19 protein-coding genes and 4 pseudogenes are annotated in these 21655 nt (G+C 42.0%); 17 read left to right on the forward strand and 6 right to left on the reverse strand.

From position 1 onward, the window contains the following. Positions 1 to 37: 37 nt before the first annotated feature. Positions 38 to 1561, reverse strand: a complete 1524-nt coding sequence (locus R7Z77_RS20060) for an ISNCY family transposase (protein WP_145532416.1) — start codon at positions 1559 to 1561, stop codon at positions 38 to 40. A gap of 655 nt (positions 1562 to 2216) precedes the next feature. Here R7Z77_RS20060 and R7Z77_RS20065 point away from each other — a divergent pair. From R7Z77_RS20065 to R7Z77_RS20075, 3 genes are all read left to right on the forward strand, one after another. Beyond that, positions 2217 to 2648, forward strand: a complete 432-nt coding sequence (locus R7Z77_RS20065) for a hypothetical protein (protein WP_050935802.1) — start codon at positions 2217 to 2219, stop codon at positions 2646 to 2648. Between the two features lie 59 nt (positions 2649 to 2707). Beyond that, complete coding sequence (locus R7Z77_RS20070; protein ID WP_225481803.1) at positions 2708 to 3370, forward strand: hypothetical protein; 663 nt, start codon at positions 2708 to 2710, stop codon at positions 3368 to 3370. 839 nt (positions 3371 to 4209) lie between these two features. Continuing rightward, the gene (locus R7Z77_RS20075; RefSeq protein WP_025607707.1) at positions 4210 to 5310 is read left to right on the forward strand and encodes a hypothetical protein; all 1101 of its coding nucleotides are present in this window, start codon (positions 4210 to 4212) and stop codon (positions 5308 to 5310) included. Positions 5311 to 5315: 5 nt separating this feature from the next. On the opposite strand, the pseudogene R7Z77_RS20080 reads toward R7Z77_RS20075, so the two are convergent. Both R7Z77_RS20080 and R7Z77_RS20085 read right to left on the reverse strand, forming a co-directional pair. Further along, positions 5316 to 6246 (reverse strand): annotated as a pseudogene (locus R7Z77_RS20080) (IS1595 family transposase). A 77-nt stretch (positions 6247 to 6323) separates the two neighbouring features. Then, positions 6324 to 6556: pseudogene (locus R7Z77_RS20085) on the reverse strand (MerR family transcriptional regulator); the annotation flags it as partial. Positions 6557 to 7060: 504 nt separating this feature from the next. On the opposite strand from R7Z77_RS20085, the gene R7Z77_RS20090 reads away from it, so the two are divergent. The 5 genes from R7Z77_RS20090 (at position 7061) to R7Z77_RS20110 (ending at position 10899) form a co-directional block, all read left to right on the forward strand. Beyond that, positions 7061 to 7507: a hypothetical protein gene (locus tag R7Z77_RS20090; protein WP_050935800.1), complete on the forward strand. Its 447-nt coding sequence runs from the start codon at positions 7061 to 7063 to the stop codon at positions 7505 to 7507. Next, the gene (locus tag R7Z77_RS20095) at positions 7507 to 7953 is read left to right on the forward strand and encodes a hypothetical protein (protein ID WP_050935799.1); all 447 of its coding nucleotides are present in this window, start codon (positions 7507 to 7509) and stop codon (positions 7951 to 7953) included. Before R7Z77_RS20090 ends, R7Z77_RS20095 begins: the two co-directional genes overlap by 1 nt. A 142-nt stretch (positions 7954 to 8095) precedes the next feature. Next, positions 8096 to 8587 carry a hypothetical protein gene (locus R7Z77_RS20100; protein WP_318136800.1) on the forward strand — a complete coding sequence of 164 codons (492 nt, stop codon included), beginning with the start codon at positions 8096 to 8098 and terminating at the stop codon, positions 8585 to 8587. A 122-nt stretch (positions 8588 to 8709) separates the two neighbouring features. Continuing rightward, entirely contained in the window at positions 8710 to 9555 is an 846-nt protein-coding gene (locus R7Z77_RS20105; RefSeq protein ID WP_050936048.1) for a hypothetical protein, read from the forward strand. Between the two features lie 342 nt (positions 9556 to 9897). Beyond that, on the forward strand, positions 9898 to 10899 hold the full coding sequence (locus R7Z77_RS20110; protein WP_025607520.1) for a hypothetical protein: 1002 nt from the start codon (positions 9898 to 9900) through the stop codon (positions 10897 to 10899). 251 nt (positions 10900 to 11150) lie between these two features. Here the strand turns inward: R7Z77_RS20110 and R7Z77_RS28940 are convergent, their stop codons facing one another. After that, positions 11151 to 11309 carry a winged helix-turn-helix domain-containing protein gene (locus R7Z77_RS28940; RefSeq protein WP_180767994.1) on the reverse strand — a complete coding sequence of 53 codons (159 nt, stop codon included), beginning with the start codon at positions 11307 to 11309 and terminating at the stop codon, positions 11151 to 11153. Here R7Z77_RS28940 and R7Z77_RS20115 point away from each other — a divergent pair. Next, positions 11295 to 11816: pseudogene (locus tag R7Z77_RS20115) on the forward strand (group II intron maturase-specific domain-containing protein); the annotation flags it as partial. The gene R7Z77_RS28940 and the pseudogene R7Z77_RS20115 sit on opposite strands and share 15 nt — an antisense overlap. 265 nt (positions 11817 to 12081) lie before the next feature. On the opposite strand, the gene R7Z77_RS20120 reads toward R7Z77_RS20115, so the two are convergent. Beyond that, complete coding sequence (locus tag R7Z77_RS20120) at positions 12082 to 13011, reverse strand: LysR family transcriptional regulator (protein ID WP_213873957.1); 930 nt, start codon at positions 13009 to 13011, stop codon at positions 12082 to 12084. A 128-nt stretch (positions 13012 to 13139) separates the two neighbouring features. On the opposite strand from R7Z77_RS20120, the gene R7Z77_RS20125 reads away from it, so the two are divergent. The 4 genes from R7Z77_RS20125 to R7Z77_RS20140 all read left to right on the forward strand — a co-directional run bounded on the left by R7Z77_RS20125 (position 13140) and on the right by R7Z77_RS20140 (position 17014). After that, the gene (locus R7Z77_RS20125) at positions 13140 to 14054 is read left to right on the forward strand and encodes an alpha/beta hydrolase (protein WP_017821078.1); all 915 of its coding nucleotides are present in this window, start codon (positions 13140 to 13142) and stop codon (positions 14052 to 14054) included. A 72-nt stretch (positions 14055 to 14126) separates the two neighbouring features. Next, positions 14127 to 15065: an alpha/beta hydrolase gene (locus R7Z77_RS20130; RefSeq protein WP_017635745.1), complete on the forward strand. Its 939-nt coding sequence runs from the start codon at positions 14127 to 14129 to the stop codon at positions 15063 to 15065. Positions 15066 to 15270: 205 nt separating this feature from the next. After that, complete coding sequence (locus R7Z77_RS20135; RefSeq protein ID WP_132936368.1) at positions 15271 to 15573, forward strand: Fis family transcriptional regulator; 303 nt, start codon at positions 15271 to 15273, stop codon at positions 15571 to 15573. Positions 15574 to 15805: 232 nt separating this feature from the next. Next, positions 15806 to 17014: an alpha/beta hydrolase family protein gene (locus R7Z77_RS20140; protein WP_240694219.1), complete on the forward strand. Its 1209-nt coding sequence runs from the start codon at positions 15806 to 15808 to the stop codon at positions 17012 to 17014. 119 nt (positions 17015 to 17133) lie between these two features. On the opposite strand, the gene R7Z77_RS20145 is transcribed toward R7Z77_RS20140, so the two are convergent. Then, complete coding sequence (locus R7Z77_RS20145; protein WP_053307804.1) at positions 17134 to 17940, reverse strand: sulfite exporter TauE/SafE family protein; 807 nt, start codon at positions 17938 to 17940, stop codon at positions 17134 to 17136. A 122-nt stretch (positions 17941 to 18062) separates the two neighbouring features. On the opposite strand from R7Z77_RS20145, the gene R7Z77_RS20150 reads away from it, so the two are divergent. The 4 genes and pseudogenes from R7Z77_RS20150 to R7Z77_RS20165 all read left to right on the forward strand — a co-directional run. Further along, the gene (locus R7Z77_RS20150; protein WP_132936370.1) at positions 18063 to 18857 is read left to right on the forward strand and encodes an AraC family transcriptional regulator; all 795 of its coding nucleotides are present in this window, start codon (positions 18063 to 18065) and stop codon (positions 18855 to 18857) included. 339 nt (positions 18858 to 19196) lie between these two features. Next, positions 19197 to 19865 (forward strand): DUF1826 domain-containing protein, encoded by a 669-nt coding sequence (locus R7Z77_RS20155; RefSeq protein WP_132936371.1) that lies wholly within the window; start codon positions 19197 to 19199, stop codon positions 19863 to 19865. Positions 19866 to 19869: 4 nt separating this feature from the next. Then, positions 19870 to 20340 (forward strand): Fur family transcriptional regulator, encoded by a 471-nt coding sequence (locus tag R7Z77_RS20160; RefSeq protein ID WP_025767649.1) that lies wholly within the window; start codon positions 19870 to 19872, stop codon positions 20338 to 20340. Between the two features lie 81 nt (positions 20341 to 20421). Next, positions 20422 to 21573: pseudogene (locus R7Z77_RS20165) on the forward strand (dihydroorotase); the annotation flags it as partial. Positions 21574 to 21655: the final 82 nt, after the last annotated feature.

Consider the following 21655-nt stretch of genomic DNA (forward strand, 5'->3'; position numbering starts at 1 on the left):
GCGACTTTGTCGTTTACCTTTAAGTCTAGCCCACAGGCTAGACTTCTTTATTTAATGCCGTTGAGCGCTGTATTCTCAGCGCTCTGGTATTCAGTGCCTCGCGCTTCCAGATATTTCGTATCGTGCAACTGCTGACGGTGATGTTGTACTCCTTCTTGAGCATGGTTCTCAACTGTACTGAGGTTTGATACGGATTGTTTAAGGTCAGCTCGATAATTTTATTTTCGGTTTCTTCAGGTATGCTGTTTTTGCTGCGGTGCAGCGGTTTGTTAATGCGCTTAAGGCCAAGGATGCCTTCCTCGGCTAATACCTTTTGATAGTTGTAGATACTTCGGCGTGAGCAACCGCTGATCCGAGCAGCTTCCGTCGCATTACCCAAGCGGTCGGCAAGCTCGATGACATCCAACTTGCGTTGGACTTCCATCCCATACTCACTCGCTCTTGGAGGCTCTTCTAACTCGGTAATATGCAGTTTGCGGTGACCAAAATAGGCTGAGAATGCGCCATCGAACTGGCAGCGTATTTCCAGTTTCTGATTGACGATAGAGTGTCGTATGGGCGAGTCGATGAGATACATTTTATTGTTATAACTGAAGGTATGATCTCGGCGAACCTTGCGATATTCCTTGTGAACACAGACCGTATCAAGGTTGATGTGTTCAGGTACAACCTTGAACGCCGACCTCGGGTTCTTCGCCTGCACCGCGATTTTCTGTTGCCAGTACAGTGGAATGAACTGGTTTTGAAGATACTCGTTGGCGCTTTGAATATCGGTAATATGATGCAGCCGAAGCTCTGGAACCAACCTGTCTTGGAACGTATCGAATGCCCGTTCGACCCGTCCTTTGCCTTGGGGCGAATTCGCAAAGATGATTTCGATCCCTAGCTCTTCACAAGCGCGTTGCATCTGAGAGAAGTTACTGCGTTTTGGACCACCGAATATACCCGCTCTATCGACGTAGAGCGTCTTAAACAGACCTCGCTTTTCGATATACGCCTTCATGACTTTCATACAGCCTTCCGTAGTTTCGGAAGGGAAGAACTCAGCATGGATATCACTGGTCGCATCGTCGATGATGGCAATCAAGCATGAGCGATGCTCACCAAACCATTGGTGCGGACTGCCGTCCATTTGCAGCATCAGTCCAGGCTGCTCCATCCGCTCTCTGTGTTTTCTTACACGGCTACGACGACGCTTGGCTCGCTTCACATGGTGGATAGCGTGCGCCCACTTTCGCAAGGTTTCCCGCTTGATGGTCAAGCCTTCATGGACTGTGAGCAATTCGGCAAGATGCTGCAAATTGAAATCGAAGTACTTAGTTTGGATCAGTTGCTGAACCTGTCTTTTCAGTGAATCAGGGGTTTTATTGACAGGCTCACGCCCTTTATTGCCATGAACAACAAAGCGTATGCCTTCACGGCGGTAGCGGTGGAGATAACGCTCTATGGTACGACGGGATTTATTGAGGAGTTTGGAAGCACTGTGAATGCTGATCTTACCTTGAGTGACTTTAGCGATCACATCAACAGTAAGCTGGGAGCGAGAGTCCATGATGATCATCCTTACTAACCCCTAAATAATGATTTGACCTATTCAAAGGGTTAGGTATAGAAATGGATCCGTCATTTTCCCTTGGTAATTAGTCAACCGACAAAATCGGTTGGTAGTTAAGGTACGACAGAATCGCTTGGTGATCACATCAGTTGTTCTTCCTAGCTGACTCATCATTGCCCCACTTCGCGTTAATGTATTTACTCAGTAGCAGAGAAAACTCGCAGTTTTCCCTAGAATAACTAATGTGACTAGCCATAGATGTAGGTAATATCAACTTATAGGATTTCACCGTCCCCCCAATCCACTAACTAGGTGAACCATGACAAGTAAGAAGAGTAAGCCACCAACAATTTTGATTAAGAGGTATTTAAATTGAAAAGAGATGTCGCGCTACTAGTAGCCGAAGCGCCTTGGTTTTCATTCAAAAACAACAGAGATCAAGCGACTGGACTCCCTTTTTTACAGGGATAAAGCAGTATGTGAACAAAAATGCTAAAAAGTCACAGCTTAATATTTATTCATGTGATTATTACGATAATAACTCGTTGGAATATGCGTTAAATCACCTAACTGACACGGAAGAGAACATACAAATACTTTACATCGGTGGACATGGTGATGGTAAGTGCGTAGCTGATGCTTCCATTAAAAAGTATCAGAAATGGTTAAGAGTAAAGGACGCAATATAAAGGGGCTGATTGTGAGTTCTTGTTTGGCTGCTAGCAAAGATACTCTCTCTGAATCAACGTCTTGGGGAATAGATGACACTAGTTTTGATATTGTAAATGGTCCTAATTGGGTCATCTCATATAAGCACTCTATCGATTGGTTTCAGTCAGTACTACTAGAAACTGCAATAATCAAAGAGTTCGCTGAAGGGTATATTAGCGAGGGTAAGTTGAACTCTAAACAAGACATTATCACTTGCTTCCATAATGCTCTTTTCCCATTTGATCTGAATATCCCTTTTGCCAATGGTGAAGATGGAAGTCCCAAAACTCTTAGTGAATCAATACGTTTTTGGGTAAGGCCGCAAGGGAGCAGTCATCCCGCAGACGTCACAAAAGAGTTACTTACTGGCTTGATGACTTGAGTATCGGGCAAAATCGTGAGATTTCTTTTTTAGTTTTAGGTATAAGCGAGTTTAGCTAGTTGTTAGCGCGTATTAATTTTTATGTAAATAACAGGATAAAACTAACTATGCCTATTCAAAGAAGAGTAAAAGATAATCGTATCAATTATGAACAAGTAGCAAAGCTAATTCTTTTATGCTCTCAAACTCACAAATCGGATGCTGAAGCAAACCAAAATCGGTTCATAGTACGTGAAGGGCTTATTCAGAAGATGGTGGGCATGCCATTATCGCATGATGATCGCTTTTACATCATTAGAGAGTTCAACTTACTTGGTTGGCAGGTGGCTATTAATCCTGATTATTGGCTTATATTCGTGGTTGATGAAGAACAGTTGTTCAAATGGGATGAGGCTACGTACCCCTATGGGCTAGAACAGACCATTAAAGCGGTACAACAAGGAAAAGAGCCACCACTAGGTGAACTTGACGATTACTATCGGCTTAAGCCAAATCTAACTGCAAAATTCTTAGGTTGGTCAGACGAAGACATTCAAGAACAGCTTGTGGAAGAGGCTTTAAACGGAGTGGAAGGTGAAGTTGAAGAAGAATATGAGGAAACAGGTGACAAGTCTCTTCTGAACATTAAAGATGATGATGAAATCGGCTTTACAAATTTTACTGCTTGGGAATATCTCGACTATGAACTGGCTAGAAATGGACTAGTTTTCAAATCTAAATAATACTGGCGCAGGTGTGTGGTTACTCGATAGTAGCCACTCATCCACCAAGGAGGTTTGTGTTGTTAACCCATCTACCTAACGAGATCAATACTAGTCATCTTCACAAATGCCTAGAAGATGCGAAGTTAATATCGAAAAAGGTTGGAGAGCAGAACATTCTCTTAGAGCTTCAAATTTACCTCTTAAGGATAGATTTACTAATAGCCAATAGCCGTATCCAGAGTGATTGGCGAACCCATGCATTAACCCTCGATAAAATTCTTCGTAGACTTTTAGGACTTTCCAAGCAGATAGAGTCATTGATGGATAACCATGCTTTTTCAACTCAATATTGCCTTGATAGTGCTTTGGAACAAGTGAAGGTATTGATTACCGTAACCTGTAAAGTTATAGACGCTCGGTAATATTATTGGTGTAATATCGTGTTTGATGTGATGGCACGTGGCGAGTTCCCATCTATCATTTTGAAAAAATTACTCAATCATATTGACTTTATACTTTGTGCATTAATACTGGTGGAATCAGAGCCACCAACATTAATGATGCCAATTGGTGCAAGCCTTAAGCCTGTTTGCCAAACTCACCTCTGTTTAGTAGACGACACTTGTTACCAAGTGTAACTATCTTTGTGGGCGTTATCCAAGTAATGCCAGTAGCAACTCGCGGGCGTGGATTTTTCATCAATTTCATGGTTGAGTTGCGTTAGCCAATTTTCCAACCTGATTACGCATAACTTTCAGCTAAGTTGAAATATCACTTCGTTGCGCTTTTTTGTTACCCATTTATAATGACTTACATGAACAAAGGCTATTCATCATTCACTCAAGGAATTAACTCACATGTCACTCAGCAAAGTAAAAAATTTGTTCTCTCGCTCCCAGTTCCCACTCCATTATGGCTGGTTAGAATTGATAGAAAAGAGCATTGCCGCTTCCAGTGACCAAGAGTACCTAATGAATGAGATTAATGACATATCCAAACTGATGGGTAATGAGTACACCGAGGCTTTGATATTGCTTATTGATTCCCAACCTGAATCGCCATATTCATTACCTTTGAAGTTAATGCCTTTAAAACTTTCAGCTAAAAAGAGGATAGCGACTAACAGTGGTGAGTTCGCAGGTGATTGTGAAATGATTAAATCCCTGCTCTCAAAACATGTCTCTATCGGAACCAAAACTCCCGCAGAACAACGAAATGAACAACGCCAGATTCAAGAGCAAAAGCTGCAAGCGAGACGTGAAGCATCAGAAAAGATGTTTAAGGAACGAAAAGCTCAATATGAGAGGGACTACATTGATTTTCCATCGATAGAGGTAGTTAAGGTACTAAGACGATCCAAAGCAGCAGAAATCCTCGAACCATTGACCAAAGGGCAAACAATCTCTGAGAGCGATTACTTATGGTTAATCAATAAAGGTTTTGAAAATCAATATGTAAGTGGGCTGTACTATCTGAATCGAGCTGAGCTAGCAAAGCGCAAATGGGAAGATACGAAGAAACCTTGGAATCTCGTGAATGCTATTGCTGATTACAGAAAGGCTGGGAAACCCCAAATTGCGGTCGCTCTGGTTAATAAAAACTTCCCATTCAATTTCGCAAATGGCAACAAGAGCCTGAAATCGGCACTCTTAACCACAAGTGGTGGTGCAAAGCGTGATCTAAACATGTTTGATAAAGCGATCCAATTTGGTACTCAAGCTCATGAACTTACTAAACAAGACTACCGCCCATGCACTCTAATTGGCGCATGTAAGATGATCTTGGGAGATGTTGCTCAAGGGCATGAGTGGTATCAAAAAGCAATTAAACGTGGGTTTAATGAAGATAGCTTTGAGCAAGAGATCCGATCAATCTACAACCGTGCCAGTCGCAAAGATAAAGCTAAAATCAAACAGACCTTAATCGCTGATGGATGGGTATATCAGTGGCTCAAATGAGTCACTTAATACGACTCTGCTAATTTTAGTAACCGATATGGCATAGGAGGTATTGTCATTGATGAGCCAAGAAGCTCATCTAGCACTTCTTCGAGTCTAAATCGGTAGTTAAATCGAAAGCAAAACTCACCGAGATATCGAGGTAGATGCTTTTTACTGATAGCATGGTAAGTTCCTCTCAATGAGTTCTTGACGTTACCGATCATCGTATCAACCCAATGGAAGTATTTATCTTGAATTTCATCAAGATCAGGTGCGCCATCTTTAACAACCCGATCATGGTGTACGTTCGCATTGGACAGGGCTTCAAAGCAGGAAAGTCCATCTGATATGGCGAGAGTGGACGGCACTAAGTGCTTCTTAGCCCACTTCTCAACTTCATCTTTACGAAAGCCTTTAACCACAGTCATTCGCATGTAAACAGGGTTGTAGTCTTCATTCAGAGCGACAGCAGCAATGAAAGGCACTTTGTTTACAGATCCTCTGCCACGCTTACCCTTTGTTTTACCGCCCCAATATGCATCATCGAGTTGTCTTTTATCATCACTCTCTTTCATCGCTTGCATGAGCTTATGCTTCATGCGCCATGCCGTGTTATATGAGACCTCAATTAGCCTTGATAGCTCTAATGCTGATATGCCGTTTTTAACTTTAGTCAGCAGGAGGATGGCGAGAAACCACTTAGTCAGTGGCAGCTTGGTGTTATCAAGAATAGTCCCTGCGGTAAGAGATGTTTGTTGGTGGCAGGTGTTGCATTGATATAACGAATGCCGCTTTAGCTTGCAGTATTCTTTACCGCCACAGCTAGGGCAGACAAACCCATTACCCCACCTAAGATTAAAAAAGTCTGTCATAGCACTGAGTTTCCGTTCCATAAAGGTTGTTGAAGCGGATCAACGATAAACCTTTTTGAAACTGAATCTCATTTCTAGCCATAAACACCTCTCAAACCAATGATCTGAGTATAGGCTTGGCTCGGAAATGATCAAGCTGAAACTTATGCGTAATCAGGTTTTCCAATGAGCTTCTACTTAACTTCGCGTCCATGCATTGTTCACACTCTTTCAGTGAGAGTCCTGCACTTTGAAGTTGTTTAGTCAAAAACAGTAGCTGCAAATCGTTTTCGCTGTAATAGCGGTACCCATTGTCAAGGCGATGGCCGTTAATCAGCCCTAGCTTCTCGTAATAGAGCAAGGTGGTGCGAGATATACCAGCCTTTGCCCCAATTCCGAAATACGCAATACATGTGAGATTTGACCCAAATGTTCTTAGTATTTGGATAGTATGAACTGTAGGGTAGTAGACAGGTCAAGTAGACTTGTTAGAATTTTTCACCAACCGTGGCTGAAGTGAGATGTTGGTGAGGACTGTGGATGATTTTGAGTTATTAGTCGGTAGCTAGTAGACCGTGTTCAATACGAGAATTTATTTATGATATGAATAGCTAAATTAGCAAAATCACTGGTAAACTATTGTCCATCTTCGAGCCAGCTAGATCTGTGCTGGCTCATTTATGCCCCGTTTCTACTTAGATTAAAAACTCGTTCACATGTTGTTCATCTCTTTTTGTCTTACTAAACCTAATGGTGCAGCGTAAGAATTTCAGGCGGATACTTTCCGTCATGAAAGGCCAACATTCACATAATGTGCTTATATTGCTTGAGTTGCATACATGATGGTAGCAAGATAGACCGAAAGCAAAGGCGGAAAGATTTAGTCTAAAAAGCGTTAGGCTACAAAAGGAGTTTTGATGAATAGTGATAATTTGTCAGAAAGTCCCAGCGAAGAGGTGACTTGTAATGAACCTCTGTTTGTTAAGGGAGGAGTTGAGGGCGAGCCAGTTAAGTATCTTGGAGTTAAGCCTTACGAACTCGATAAGTATGAATTTAGCATTCTTAAAAAGAAATTTGAAAATAAATCAGTGTGGTTCAATGCTGCACTTGGTGCAACAGCTGGGTCTATATTTCTTCTTCTTGCAAAAGTAATTCAGTTATCTTTAACGAAACAAGAGATATCGATTGAAATTTATGAAATAGCTACAGTTTTATTAGGTGCTATTGCTTCATGGAACTTACGAACCCCAACATTATCTGATGATGAATTAGAGCAACAGGAAATTGTGAAATATATAGATGATTGGTTTTCTCAAAATCCTAAGAGAAATATTCACGTTTCACCGAAAAGGGGGAGATCATAATGAAACTAGACTCACTTCCTTTGCAATTTAAGCCGTTTAAAGAGCTAGAAATTGCTAAAAATAAGTTGATTGATGGAATCGCTCTAATCACTGTAAATGAGTTTATTCCTTTCCTAATTGGTTCAAATGAACAACTAGAAGTATGGATTAATATTCCTTCAGATCCAAAAGGAGAGCAATGGCAACCATTAGTAAGAAAAAATAGATCTTTGCACAACGCAGTAATTGTTAGTGCCACAGACTCAATGGTTACGGTTAATACTCCTGATGGAATTGTGTTAGAGGTTGCGCGTAAGTCAAAGAATGCAGCTGAAATAACTAAATTAGATTTGCGACCATTTGGGATTAATGTATTCCTCAAAGGTGAGGCGCTAAGTGTAATGAATAATAGTTTGTCAGGTAATTCGATTATCGGTGCAAAAGTAATGATTGGCATCGGAGCTTAGTAGCCTAACACGTTGCTTAAGATTGATTCGCAACGCGTGGTATTTTCACTATGCGTTGATTTTAGTGTTTAAGGTGATGTGCGGAAGGTTCGGTATTGCGTTGCTCACACCTTAGCAAAGCGTTATAACTCATGGGGGAAGAATGTACTTTTACTTACCAATTTATAAAGAAACAGAGGAACAGTTTGAAGATAAATATGAAAATGCATTTGCTAAGAGGATTTCTGAGTTAGAAGCTCAAACTGGTGGTGTAATTAGTCAAAATATGCAAATCAGAATGAAAGATCAGTTGGCTAAAGATATGGGGAGAAGCTGGCGAGAGAATAATGCTGTTGGCTGGATTAGAGTCGGTAAGGGAAAAGGTGGTTTTACCTTTATTATCTCTAAATCAAACCCCGAAAGACCACGCGGTCCTAGACGCTATTTTGATCTGATACCACCAGATAAGTGTTATGGCGCATACCACGTGATTTCATTTGAAAACTGTACAAACACAGCGGAAGTGTTAGGTCAATTTAAGCGTATCTTTTCAGAGATTGTGCAAGATTCTCCATTCAAGGGTTGCTTTGTCGATGATAGTCAAATTGTAAATTTGAGTGATTTTATTGATTGGAAAGCACTCATCGAAAAATGATTTATGTTTCAGAGGATGATATGGAAAAATACTTATATTTATTTGAATGAAATCATAACAAATATTAGCCGTCATATCCGTTTAGCAAAGCGTTAGCTGTATGCCGATAATCAAGGAAAACTATGTGTGAAATAGAGCAATGTAATAGTCGAAATATCCCACTACCAATTCAACGGGAAGTTCGTCAAAGGTGTGGTTTTGGCTGCGTGATTTGTGGTTTGCCTCTATATGAATATGAACATATGGAGGAGTGGGCTGTTGTCAAGCGTCATGTAGCTGATGAAATTACTCTTTTATGCGATCAGCACCATCGAGAAAAAACTGGTGGGCTACTTCCTATTGAAGTTGTGCGTGCGGCTAACAAATCTCCGTACAATTTGAGAGAGGGTAATTCAAAGCCCTACAACTTACACTTTGCTGGTACTGAAGCCACAGTTGAAATTGGTAGTAATAGTTTCACTTGTCGAGATAAGGGGTATGGTACAGCTATGGTACCAGTAAGTGTTGATGGTACGCCTCTTATTGGTTTGATCCTAGCGGATGGGCATTTGTTACTAAATTTGGTTGTTTTTGATGAATTCAATTCTCCAGTGCTTCATATCAAGAATAATCAATTAATATACTCAACTTCGCCGTGGGACATACAGTTAGTAGGTAAAAAACTAACCATTAGGGAAGCGCACAAAAAAATCCTGTTTGAAATCGAGTTTTATCCACCGAATCGTGTAGTTATAAACCGTGGACGCTTACTTAGAAATGGTGTGGAGATTTTAATAAGACCAAGCAATATTTTGGTCACTAATAATTCAATGTTACTAAGCGAATGCCATGCTCACAATTGTTATGGTGGCCTTATTATTGGACATCATGACAAACCAATAGGTGGCTTTATGGCGCTACAGAGTGTACCAAGATACCTAGGCGACCGTACAGAGGCACTCAAGTTCGAAAAAGAGTTTCTCAAGTGAATGGAAAGCAGTTAATAAGTTACTTTAGTGAACGCAAAACGTTCGACGCTTTGGGTTTGGAGTATGGTATGTACGCTTTCGTCAGTACCAATTATAAAAGCGGTATTCCATACTAGAAATAATTCATTAGTTACTAAATTAGCAAAGCTACTGACAAGGTTTTGTCCATAGGTGTGCCAACGGGATATGAATGGGGTGTGTGATGAACGGGTTTGTCTGACTGAAACACTTCTGCCCCACTTCTACTTAGGTTAGATGTTCTTCACTAAACTAATGTGTTCATCTAGTCTAAGATTTTCTAATGTGTGATTTTGATATCTCTGCGTATTATCAGGAAGTGAAATGAACAAGAACCTAGTGAATATCTCATTGGAAGAGCAGCAAGCTCAACTTGAAAGTCGCAAACACTACACATTCTTCAAAGATGGTTACATTGATGGTTATAGCTTTGCTTTTTGGCTGTTCGAATCATTATGGTTAGATGGTTTTGATGTAAAGAACCCTACAGATTTGCTTAATGCACTGTGTTTATTCATTGAAGATGAGCATGTAGAACAAAAGAAAGTATTTGAAACTCATATTAACGATATGACACCCGAAGCATACGCAATGTATCCAGAAGGGAAAACGATTCTATTCCATTGCACATTCTTTCTTCATAATATTCACAATTATATTTCCCATATCGGAGAAGGAGTTATTCAAATCCCAAGAACCGAAAGGGATATACTTTATTCTTGGTGGTTAAAGCGTGAGAACGTCTATACATACACATATCTTGATACCTTTATGAAGCAATTCACCGAGATCTTAGATTCTATGCCAAGCTTTAGGTCTATAGTGATGAATCTGCACATCTCAAGACATATCCCAGATGAAGAGTTTTCTGCTTATTCAACGCTCATCAAGAAAGAAGAGCGTTCTAAGAACATTGTTGAGCGTATCAACGAGGCCATAAACCAAGAATTTTATCTAGAAGCAATCGCTCTTGAAGAAAGTTGCATTTCAGACCGCTTATCGTTGGTTTTGTACTCGAAAGGGCGAAAGGCAGGGACAAAGAGCTTTGTAAAGCTCATAGAACTATGTAATGAGTTTTTACCCAAGAATCTTAAACGTGATCTGGATTCGTGGCGTAAAGAGCGAAATAGATCTATTCACAACTTAGTAAGGTCTTCGCCTCTTGAAGAGATGATCGACCTTGAAGAGCTTGACTTACTTTCGGCACATACGGCCAAGAGTGGGTTAAAGTTACTTGATGGTGTAAATATTTGGTTTGAAGAATTTATTCTTTCTGAGATGAACCCGTTCCATTTGCGATTACAAGACGAAGTAACTCTGAACTAGATATGATGCTCTTGAGCTAACTTCAGCTTTGATTTGATAAAGGTGAGGTTGATCTTATCACTCTTTAAGATACTTTTTCTAATATCAAACCACAGAGTCAGCCCAAAGTTCTAACTCACAAATGTCCACTTTCGAGTTAGCGAGGTTAAGCTTGATTGGTCGGACTATAGGTCAGCACAAGCGCTTGTTGCTTGTACATTCAGAAAAGTGCATTTTTGGTAGGTTATATATAAACTGAACAAATGCACTTTTTACATAAACAGAAGCTCTTTCACTAACACACTCACTCTTTGCCTAGAGAGTCCCATTTCTCTGGCAATTTGGGATAAGTTGACTCGTCCGTTATCTTCTAACTGCTTACGGTAGAGTTCACGCAAAATTTCTCGGCGCTGACACTGGGTTTCAATCACAGGAAGTACAAAGGGAAATTGCTCATTAAACCGAGCAAATTCAATACGCTGTTATTCCTTAGAAATCTACGTGAACTTATTAAAAAGCACGCAACCATCCCTGTTAACGATCTTATCAAGTTGATAAATCCGAAACTTAGGGGATGGGCGAATTACTATCGCCACTGTGTTGCTAAACAAGTATTCGGGTATGTCGGCCACAAACTATTCCAAGCGTTATGGCACTGGGCAGTTAGACGTCATCCAACCAAGTCCAAAGACTGGGTTGTGCACAAGTATTTTCTCAATCGTAAAGGCCAGTGGCAATTTCACGGTTGGCAGAAAATCATGAACATGGACTGTCACTTCAATCTGTTCCAAATAGCGAAAGTGCCTATCGAAAGACACGTAAAAATTAGGAGTGCTGCGACCCCTTTTGACCCTCAATACCAAGAATATCTGGTGAAGAGAAAATCTAAAAGGCTAGCTCGTAACTCTTGGAAAGAGCCTGTCCCGACTGTGTTATAAGTTGCTGGGTATCAATGATGCCTTAGTGGAGGCTTGAGCCGTATGCAGTGAAAGTTGCACGTACGGTTCTTAGAGGGGCGGCACTTGGTAATAAGTGTCGTCTACTCGACAAATCCCTGTTAGTAGGTGCGATACTAATGGAAACCCAACCAACGAGGAATTTGTGATAGCCAAACAATCGGTTGAGCTATTGTAATATATAACGAAAACAGAAAGTTAAAAGCGAGCCTCGTGCTCGCTTTTTTTATTTAAAGCAATTTGGCAATTACTCTTTGAGTTTCAGAGCTTCGCGCTTTTTGATTAAAAAATCCATCAAGACGCGGATTTTTTTCGGCATATGCTCTCGTGAAGGTATATATAAATAAAACCCTGGAAACTCTTTGCACCAAGGTGTCAGAACTCGGGTCAATCTTCCCTCATCTATGTGCTTTTCCACCCATAAATCAATATGCTTCACTAAACCCACACCCTGTATTGCAGCTTGTAACATACTATAGTCATCATTAAAAATAGCATTACCTTTAGGCTCGAAAACGAGGGTGCGCTTTGCAACATCTGGAGAGGTTAGCGACCAATGATCAATTGTTCCGCTAGAGGTAAAACGATAAGCAAGGCAATTGTGATCTTCTAAATCCTCAGGAGTTTGAGGTAGTCCATTTTGCCTAAAGTATTCAGGAGAGCCCACTATTGCCGTTGTTAACGGCGGAGTAATAGGGATCGCAACCATATGTTCATCTAAGCTTAATCCTAAGCGAATGCCAGCGTCAACGCCTTCTGCGACGATGTTAGAAAACCCATCATCCATGATTAGCTCTAGGCGTATTTTAGGATAACGAGAGAGGAACTCACCTAGATAGGGCTCAATAAGCAGCCGAGCAGCGGTTCTTGATACACTGATACGGATTAATCCCGAAGGCTCAAGATGAGAGTCGTTCAATTCGTTAACGACCTGCTCAATGTTCACCAATGAAGGTTGCAAAATATCAAGCAGACGTTGGCCTTCTTCCGTCAGCGACATACTTCTGGTGGTTCGATTAATTAACCGAACTTGTAGCTGTTGTTCTAACGCTTTTAGGTGTTGTGATAAGGCAGCACGGGTTACCCCCATTTCTAAGGCTGCTTTAGTGAAACTACGATGGCGAGCAATATGTGCAAACCACGTCAGTGATGAAATTAAAGAAGGTTCTATTCTCATTTGTTAAGTATAACTAAACAGTCATGTAGATAAAACGATATTTATCCGAAACAGTGTGTTGACTAATATTACATCGAAGCTTAGGTCAGCCTGAGATGAACAGTTAACTTCTAATGGAGAATGTCGCTATGTCTAAAGTCACTTTCAAAAATCTCAATGGTCAAGGTATTGAGATTTCAGCGGTTATCAACTTCCCTACAGATTTTGATGCAAGTAAACAATATGCGGCGGTTGTTGTTTCACACCCAGGTGGTGGCGTAAAAGAGCAAACCGCAGGCCTATATGCGAGTAAACTTGCAAAAAGCGGCATAATTGCCATTGCGTTTGACCGTTCGTATCAAGGTGAAAGTACAGGTGAGCCTCGCCAAATGGAAAACCCTTACACGAGTACTGAAGACGTGAGCGCAGTCGTCGACTATCTGACAACGTTAGAGTACGTCGATAACGATAAAATTGGCGCAATGGGGATTTGTGCTGGTGCGGGCTATAGTGCAAATGCAGCGATCAATGATCGTCGAATCAAAGCACTGGGTATGGTTAGTGCCGTAAACATTGGCCAAATGTTCCGTAATGGTTGGGATAATTCGGTTAACGATGCTGACGCTGTTGGTTACTTAGAATTTGGTTCGAATGCTCGCACAACCGACACGAATGGTACAGAATTCGCGACTATTCCTCTAGCTCCGATGCGTGAAGAAGATGCCTCAAATGCAGAGCTACGCGAAGCTTGGGAGTATTACCACACACCACGTTGTGAACATCCAAATGCGCCGGGTTTTGCTCTAACTCGTAACTTAAACCAGATCATTACTTACGATGCGTACCACAAAGCGGAAGCATTCCTAACTCAGCCAATTCTTGCTGTCGTTGGTAGTGACGCAGGCAGCAAATGGATGAGTGATGACCTGATAGAACGTGCAGCGAGTTCAGATAAAACCTTGTATGCCATTGATGGTGCAAACCATATGTCGCTTTATGATGTTGCCGAATACGTCGATGACGCAGTATCCCAACTCGCATCTTTCTTCCAACGCACTCTTTAATATTCCCGATGAAAGGCTCAATTGCTTCGAGCCTTTCTGCTCTCAAGGCTTTTTACTCTTAAGGTATTGATTATGAATATGCAAAAAATCACTTTTAGAAATGCTGATATGTCTTGGGATATGTCTGCATTAATTTTATTCCCAGAAGGCTTCAATGAATCGAAACGCTACCCAACAATGATAAGTGTTCATCCTTTTGGTAGTTGTAAAGAACAAACATCCAGCGCTGTCTATGGTAAAGCCCTTGCTGAGTTAGGTTACGTCGTGATCGCATTTGACGCGAGCTTCCAAGGAGAATCGGGAGGATTGCCTCGCTACGTAGAAGACCCAAGTCAACGTGTTGAAGATATCAGTCGCGTTATCGACTATGCAGTAACTTTACCATATGTCGATGAGAATAGAATTGGTGGACTCGGTATCTGCGGCGGTGGTGGTTACATGATCAATTCAGCCCTAACCGAAAAGCGCTTGAAAGCTGTCGTAGGTATTACGCCTGTTAACTTAGGCCGCTTGTTCCGTGAAGGCTTTAGTATGTACGACCCTATCGCCAATCTTGAAGCTATGGCTGCACAGAGAACAGCCGAAGCTCGCGGCTCAGAGTTGAAAATCGATGAACTTCTTCCTCCAAATATTGAATTTGCAAAAGAAAATGGATTAACAGAACGAGACGTGTTCGAAGCTACTGAATACTACAAAACATCACGTGGACAAACCGAAGGTGGTGCAACTCGTATGCTGTTTTCACATGCACAGAAAACACTGAGCTGGGATGCCTTTGCATTTGCCGAAACGTTATTGACTCAGCCTGTTATGGCCGTGGTAGGGCAAAAAGTCGGGGCATTTGGTGCTTATCGTGATGGGCAGGAAATTTATGGCCGCTCTGTTCAATCAAAAGACCGACAGCTGGTTAATTTGGAAAATTGGTCTCACTATGAACTGTATGACCATCCAGAAGCAGTCGGCATTGCAATGGACAAGGTTTCTGCATTCCTTGAAACACACTTAAAATAATCTAATAAGTTAGAAGCGTTTTGTAGAGTTGCAAAGCGCTTATTTTTAACAGCGTAAGATGTAGTTCGAAGCGAGTAGGTCGGTAAATCTTCGTGCGAATAACCTCATCTACAGGCTATTGACTAAATACCACTGCCAAATACTGTTTAAGACAATGTACACTGAAACCTAATTAAAGGCGTTAGATAGGAATGAAGTTTAATTTATGCGCAAATCAGATAAGAAGGTCGAGAATCTAATTAGAGAAGTGTTGACCGAAGTTTGTGAAGATACGCTAAAAGGTTACGATGGCTTTCTTTGGGTGACTCATACCGTCAAATTCTCTTCTTTTCCACAAAGTTTAGAAATAGTCTGCGTATTCGAAACGAAGCAAGATCGAGCTAACTTTTTTGAAGGAGAGGGCCGCCAGCATGTTTCCACAACTATTCAAAAGGCATTTAATAAGGCAGGAGTGCAACTAAAGAACGCCAGTAAGCAAATCAGTTACGATACAAAACAAAAGTGTTAGTGCGGGCAGCAATGGTCCGTAATAAAATGGTGCTTGGCTACCTTGCTATAAAAATGCAAAGGGCACTGGATGGGCAATGGAGCTTCAGCTCACTTAGATATACATCGGTGTAACTATGAGTTATGGAGTTATGGAGTTATGGAGTTATGGATTGTGAATACGGTTGGTTTTCTAATGTTGCCTTAAGAGGCCATGATTAGTCGTTTACAATGAGTAAAGTACAAACTTCTGCATGGTGGATATCCGCAGAAAATTATTGAAAAGAAAGGCTCTAGCTGGAGCGGTCTATCATTTTCTTTGGGTTACCTCGACTATGAATAGCTTAATTGCTATGTTTCGCAAAATATATGGATATTCTTCTGCTCGTTATCTTCAGATGCCGTGCAGAAGAATGTGTTTGCCGGCTGAGGGAAAAATGAAAACCAAAATAATAATGTCTTTTCTACTCGCTACATTATGTGTCAGTGTCAGCGCCAGTACGAATGAGCCGAAATACCATTCTGCGCTAACAGTCAAAACGGGATTCAGTGAAGACAGAGACAAGCCTGTGGAAGTCTATTATTGGTATCCCACAACGAACGAAAAAAACAACTTCTCGTTTGGTAGGGGGAACATTTTTAAATCAGTCGAAACGCAGTTAGATGCCCCTTTAGCAAGTGGAAAATTTCCCGTTGTGCTTTTGTCGCAGGGCGGAACACGGTCAGCGTTTTCCCACAGTGGTTGGATAGCCTCGAGCCTGGCGCAACAAGGTTATGTCGTTGTGGTACCAAAGCCTCCTGCACCGAACGAAATCAATGCAGAAATGGCTGTTGATGAAATCACATTCAGAACCAGTGATTTGGTGCTTGGGCTGAACGAATTAAGTTCGGTCGGGATACTGTCCGGAGGCGTAGATACTGATGCAGTGCAGGGGGTCGGCTTTTTTCTGGGCGGCACATCTATGCTGATGCTCTCCGGAGCGCAAATAAGCCCGGAGAAATATCGAACATCGTGTCACAACGCCACCAATGTAGACTGTCATTGGTTACGTGAAAATAACGTTGATATTACCAGCATCCCGGATCAAAAATTCCCCCGATTTCAGTCTGAAAACAAACTGAAATCGGTCGTCGTTATCAACCCTGAGCTAACGAAAACTTTTGTCCCTGAAACTCTGGCCTTGATGAACAATGCTATCACCGTGGTGGCGCTCTCTGATCGGCTACATCCCGCACTGACACCAGCCGAATCACTTGTTGCTCTTCCCAATGTGACGTTTCAAGAGATCCCCAGTGCGAGTCAGTTTAGTGCGTTCGCAGAATGTACTGAGCGTGGCATTAAAATTCTCGCATCAGAAGGGGAGGAAGCACTTTGCCAGGAGCGTGACGAGGTTTCCAGAAAGGACAATCACCAGAAAATTTTGGATGTAATTCTGACTAGCCTAACAAAGCCACAAGAATAGCAACAATGTGACACTTTCTTACACATTGTCTGTTCGAGTAAGCAAAGCGAGGAGTAAGTTTTGTGCAGGCTTATCCCTCCACCATACTGCAAGACATACTAGTGACCGTATTATTTGCCTTAATTAAGTACTTGTCCCAGCATTTTAAAGCTTAGAAGAACACACAAAATACCAACGATTTTCTTAAGAACTTTATTTGGGAAATACGCTGCACAACGCACGCCGAGGCTAGTAGTTAAGTAGCTACTAATGGAGAAGCTGATCATTGCAGGAAGGTATATGTATCCTAAGACTAAGTTGTTCCAATCTGTATTTTCCCATCCGTTTAACATGTAACCGAGGCTTCCTGACAGCGCGATAGGGAAACCTATCGCAGCAGAGGTACCAATAGCACGTTTTACCTCAAAATTTTGCTGGACAAGATAGGGGATGATCAACCCCGCACCGCTTATAGAGACAAGTGCTGATACAGAGCCAATCACCGAGCCTACAGTGATATTACCGATAGCCCCATGTGGGTTAGGGTTGTACTCATTTTCAGTGTTGAGGAACATCTTATAAGCAACATACAACATGAATACGCTGAAAAAGCCTGCAAGATAGACGCCTCGTAGATACGATGCTACGAATGTGGCGCAAAATGTTCCGACTAGAACTCCGCTCAACATTTTTACTACCATTGTCGAGTCTACATTCTCTTTTTTGTAGTGAGCGCGCATGCTGCCCAATGTTGTAATAATCATCGAAGCCATTGATGTCCCCAACGCAAGATGCACTACTTCCGTATCAGCTATTCCCTGTAGTGAAAATAGAAACGCAAAAATAGGGACGGCCATTCCACCACCACCCACACCAACGAGTCCTGCGAGAAAGCCAATGCCCAAGCCTGCCGTAATGTAATAGATAATAAAGATAGGTTCGTTCATGATGGTTCTGCCTTCGATAAAATGGTCGTTGCTAAAATGTTACTCGAACGCTAACTTGCTATGGTAACGTTAAGAGGACAGAAAATAATGAATAATGGCCAAAATGGAATTGAGTAAATAAAGTGACAAACTCTGATTACAGCGAATGGAAAAATGGCGCCGCACTGATCGTTAAGGAGTGGCAGCATGAAAGGAGCGACTTCAACCATTTGGATCAACGGCCACATAATTGGCACAGTCATCATCGAGGCCAGTTACTGTGTATAGATGAAGGGCTAATTCAGGTCAAAACCGATGAAGGAACGTGGATACTACCACCTCACCGAGCTGGTTGGATCCCCCCGGGTGCGATGCACAGTGTTTATTTTTGTGGTTCTCTGAAAGGTCGTTCATTACTGTTTACTCCAGAGAGTTGTGAGCGGTTTCCAATGAGACCTTGCGTGATCCAAATGAGCGATGTGTTGAAAGCCCTATCGGTTAGAGCATCGATATGGAGTAAAACAGACGATCTATCCATACAGTCTTTACGTATTCTTGCCGTAATATCCGATGAAATCGTCAATAGCCCTCATGAGTCACTCCACATCCCACTGCCCAGTGATCCGAGACTGCAAAAAGTTACTCAAGCAATTTTAATAGACCCAAACAGCAAGCATTCTGTGGAGCATTGGGCCAATATCGGGGCAGTCTCATCTCGGACGTTAAGACGATTGATTCGAAGTGAGTTAAACATGAGTTTTAGTGAATGGCGGCAACAAGTACTGCTAATACATTCATTAGAAATGATAGCTCGAGGGGAATCGGTGGGAGATATTGCACATGCTTTAGGTTATTCGACGCCCAGTAACTTTATTGCGATGTTTCGTCGGGTCTATGGCGATTCACCCACGCGTTACTTTTCTAATCGCGGAATATAATTTCCGTGCTCGCATGCTCATGATGTTCCCCTAATTATCTTTAATCAAAAAAGGTAAATATTGAAAAGATTAATTGTTATGTTATAACATTCCTTTGTTTGGGGCTCTACAATTTGTTGTTTAAAGAATTGATCTCACAACCAGTAGTCTCCTATTGAGAGAGAGTAAACGTTGATTTCTTCACAAGCGCTGTCTGACTTGACTCTACATGGGGTGGGACTGTGTCAATATGTCCGTGAACTAGAGCGAAATCGTAACGATTACTAGGTCTCATAGCCCTAGAAAATCAACGTTATTAAAACCTTTACCTGACCTTTTTAACGCTTGGGAGGAAGATATATGAGCATTGATGTAGTTGAGAACCCGCTTCGTGTCCAAACAACATCATCGTTGGCGATATCGACATCAGCGAACATACTTAGCGACATCTACAAACCAGAGCACAATATTGCCATATGGCAGCGAACGCTCTCGAAAGAGTTGACGAAGGACATTAATCTGATGCTGGCTCAGGAGCCTAGATTGGCACTGGTACAAAGTGTCACGCCAGATGATGCTGCACAATGGGTACGAAGCAAGTTAGAGGGCTATGCGTGTGCTGATGCGCTGAGTGAAGATGTTGCTTTAATCGTCGATATGTTCTGCTGTTTGTTTGAGGTTAAAGAAGCAGGTTTGAGACTAACTCGCCTAGACAGCCCGATGTGCCCGAAATTTCACTTTGATCGTGTGCCTTGCAGACTTGTCATAACTTATACCGGCCGAGCGACCGAATGGTTAACCAACGATACCATTGATCGCACTAAACTCGGTGCCGGTAGTCTTGGTCAACCTGATCACCTATCGGGATTATACGACTCTGAAAGTGCAATACGACGAATGCAGCCTGGCGATGTTGCCCTGCTCAAAGGAAGTGGTTGGGAAGGCAATGAAGCCACTGGAGTTATACATCGCTCTCCACATGTTACAGACAATGAACGTCGCTTACTACTCACATTGGATTTCATCTAGAGATATGAGAAAGCTCAAAACGGTAGATGACGTCATGAAGCAGGTAGAGAAAATCTGCCTGCTGCGAGGTAAACAACTCACTACTAAACGGAAATTGATACTGACTTCACTGCTATATGCGGAGAAGCCGCTTTCTGCCTACGAACTAGTTGACTACTGCAATCACAACTTTTCTCAAAACATTCAAGCGATGTCGGTTTATCGAATACTAGATTTCCTTGAAGCAGAGCACTTTGTCCATAAGCTCAATACATCTAGTAAATACGTCGTTTGTTCTCAAATCGCGTGCGATCAGGAGCATGGCGTTCCACAGTTTTTGATTTGCTCTCAGTGTGGAAAGGTTAGTGAAATAGCGGTTGAAGCCAATGTTATTTCTAGCGTATGTGCGAAAGCCATACAAGAAGGCTTCACTGTTCTTAGCCCACAATTTGAGATTTCCTGTGTTTGCGATGAATGCGCAAAGCGCCCGCTATGAGGCGGACACACGATTTCCCCTTATAGCTTCACAAGGTGACCGAGTATTGGCCACCTTTTCAAATTATCTAAAGAATGAATTATGTCAGCAACATTGATTAAAAACGCTCGGGTGGTCAACGAAAGAGCCATTACCGAAACAGATTTACGTATTGTTGATCAAAGAATTGACAAGATTGCTACTAATATATCCGTACAACACGGAGATATTGTAATTGATGCTAAAGGGGCTTATTTACTGCCAGGCATGATTGACGATCAAGTGCATTTCCGAGAGCCAGGGCTGACACATAAAGGCACAATTGCAAGTGAGTCGCGGGCAGCGGTGGCCGGCGGTATTACAAGCTACATGGAAATGCCCAATGTTAGTCCGGCTACAACGACTATTGACTCGTTAGAGCGCAAGTTCGCTCTCGCTAAAGAAAGCTCGTTTGCGAATTATTCTTTCTACCTCGGTGCAACCGAAGACAATCTTGAACAGATTAAACAACTTAACCCCAAACAACATTGTGGTGTGAAAGTATTTATGGGGGCATCAACAGGAAATTTGTTAGTCGAAGATCCGCAAGCGTTGGAGTCAATTTTTCGTGACTCTCCAGTACTCATTGTTACTCATTGTGAAAGTGGGACTGTTATTAAACAAAACCAGCAAAAGCAAAGGCTTAAGAAGCCAGGTTTCACTATCGAAGACCATCCCATTTTGCGTGACGAAGAGGCCTGTTACGCTTCATCTTCTTATGCGGTAGAACTTGCCAAAAAGTATCACAGCCAACTGCATGTGCTGCACATCACAACGGCGAAGGAGCTAGCACTTTTTGACGAGGGAGACATTCGAGATAAATCAATCACCGCGGAGGCTTGTGTTCACCATCTTTGGTTCAGCAACAAAGATTATGGCGCTCTTGGTAATTTGATCAAATGTAATCCTTCAATCAAGTTTCCTAGTGACCGCGATGCGTTGTTAAAAGCGTTAAATACGGGGCAAATAGATATCATTGCAACAGATCACGCTCCTCACACTTGGCAAGAAAAACAAGTGCCTTACGAGCAGGCTCCAGCCGGACTGCCGTTAGTTCAGCATGCGTTACTTACTCTCTTCGAGCATGTCCGTTTAGGTCATATGAGTTTGACTCAAGTAGTCGAAAAAACTGCGCACAACCCGGCCATTCGCTATGGCATTCAAGGCCGAGGTTTTATTCGTGAAGGTTACTACGCCGATTTGGTGTTGGTTGATGCTCATGTCGAGTAGACGACACCTGTTACCAAGTGTCGCCCCTCTAAGAACCCAGCGTGCAACTTTCACCGCACTAGGCTCA

This window comes from Vibrio sp. 1401, assembly GCF_033340295.1.

Excerpts from the sequence above, each read along its gene's own strand:
- R7Z77_RS20060 (WP_145532416.1), bottom strand. The coding sequence starts at position 1,561 with ATGATCATCATGGACTCTCGCTCCCAGCTTACTGTTGATGTGATCGCT.
- R7Z77_RS20065 (WP_050935802.1), top strand. The coding sequence starts at position 2,217 with ATGGTTAAGAGTAAAGGACGCAATATAAAGGGGCTGATTGTGAGTTCT.
- R7Z77_RS20075 (WP_025607707.1), top strand. The coding sequence starts at position 4,210 with ATGTCACTCAGCAAAGTAAAAAATTTGTTCTCTCGCTCCCAGTTCCCA.
- R7Z77_RS20090 (WP_050935800.1), top strand. The coding sequence starts at position 7,061 with ATGAATAGTGATAATTTGTCAGAAAGTCCCAGCGAAGAGGTGACTTGT.
- R7Z77_RS20095 (WP_050935799.1), top strand. The coding sequence starts at position 7,507 with ATGAAACTAGACTCACTTCCTTTGCAATTTAAGCCGTTTAAAGAGCTA.
- R7Z77_RS20100 (WP_318136800.1), top strand. The coding sequence starts at position 8,096 with ATGTACTTTTACTTACCAATTTATAAAGAAACAGAGGAACAGTTTGAA.
- R7Z77_RS20105 (WP_050936048.1), top strand. The coding sequence starts at position 8,710 with ATGTGTGAAATAGAGCAATGTAATAGTCGAAATATCCCACTACCAATT.
- R7Z77_RS20110 (WP_025607520.1), top strand. The coding sequence starts at position 9,898 with ATGAACAAGAACCTAGTGAATATCTCATTGGAAGAGCAGCAAGCTCAA.
- R7Z77_RS20120 (WP_213873957.1), bottom strand. The coding sequence starts at position 13,011 with ATGAGAATAGAACCTTCTTTAATTTCATCACTGACGTGGTTTGCACAT.
- R7Z77_RS20125 (WP_017821078.1), top strand. The coding sequence starts at position 13,140 with ATGTCTAAAGTCACTTTCAAAAATCTCAATGGTCAAGGTATTGAGATT.
- R7Z77_RS20130 (WP_017635745.1), top strand. The coding sequence starts at position 14,127 with ATGAATATGCAAAAAATCACTTTTAGAAATGCTGATATGTCTTGGGAT.
- R7Z77_RS20135 (WP_132936368.1), top strand. The coding sequence starts at position 15,271 with ATGCGCAAATCAGATAAGAAGGTCGAGAATCTAATTAGAGAAGTGTTG.
- R7Z77_RS20140 (WP_240694219.1), top strand. The coding sequence starts at position 15,806 with ATGGTGGATATCCGCAGAAAATTATTGAAAAGAAAGGCTCTAGCTGGA.
- R7Z77_RS20145 (WP_053307804.1), bottom strand. The coding sequence starts at position 17,940 with ATGAACGAACCTATCTTTATTATCTATTACATTACGGCAGGCTTGGGC.
- R7Z77_RS20155 (WP_132936371.1), top strand. The coding sequence starts at position 19,197 with ATGAGCATTGATGTAGTTGAGAACCCGCTTCGTGTCCAAACAACATCA.
- R7Z77_RS20160 (WP_025767649.1), top strand. The coding sequence starts at position 19,870 with ATGAGAAAGCTCAAAACGGTAGATGACGTCATGAAGCAGGTAGAGAAA.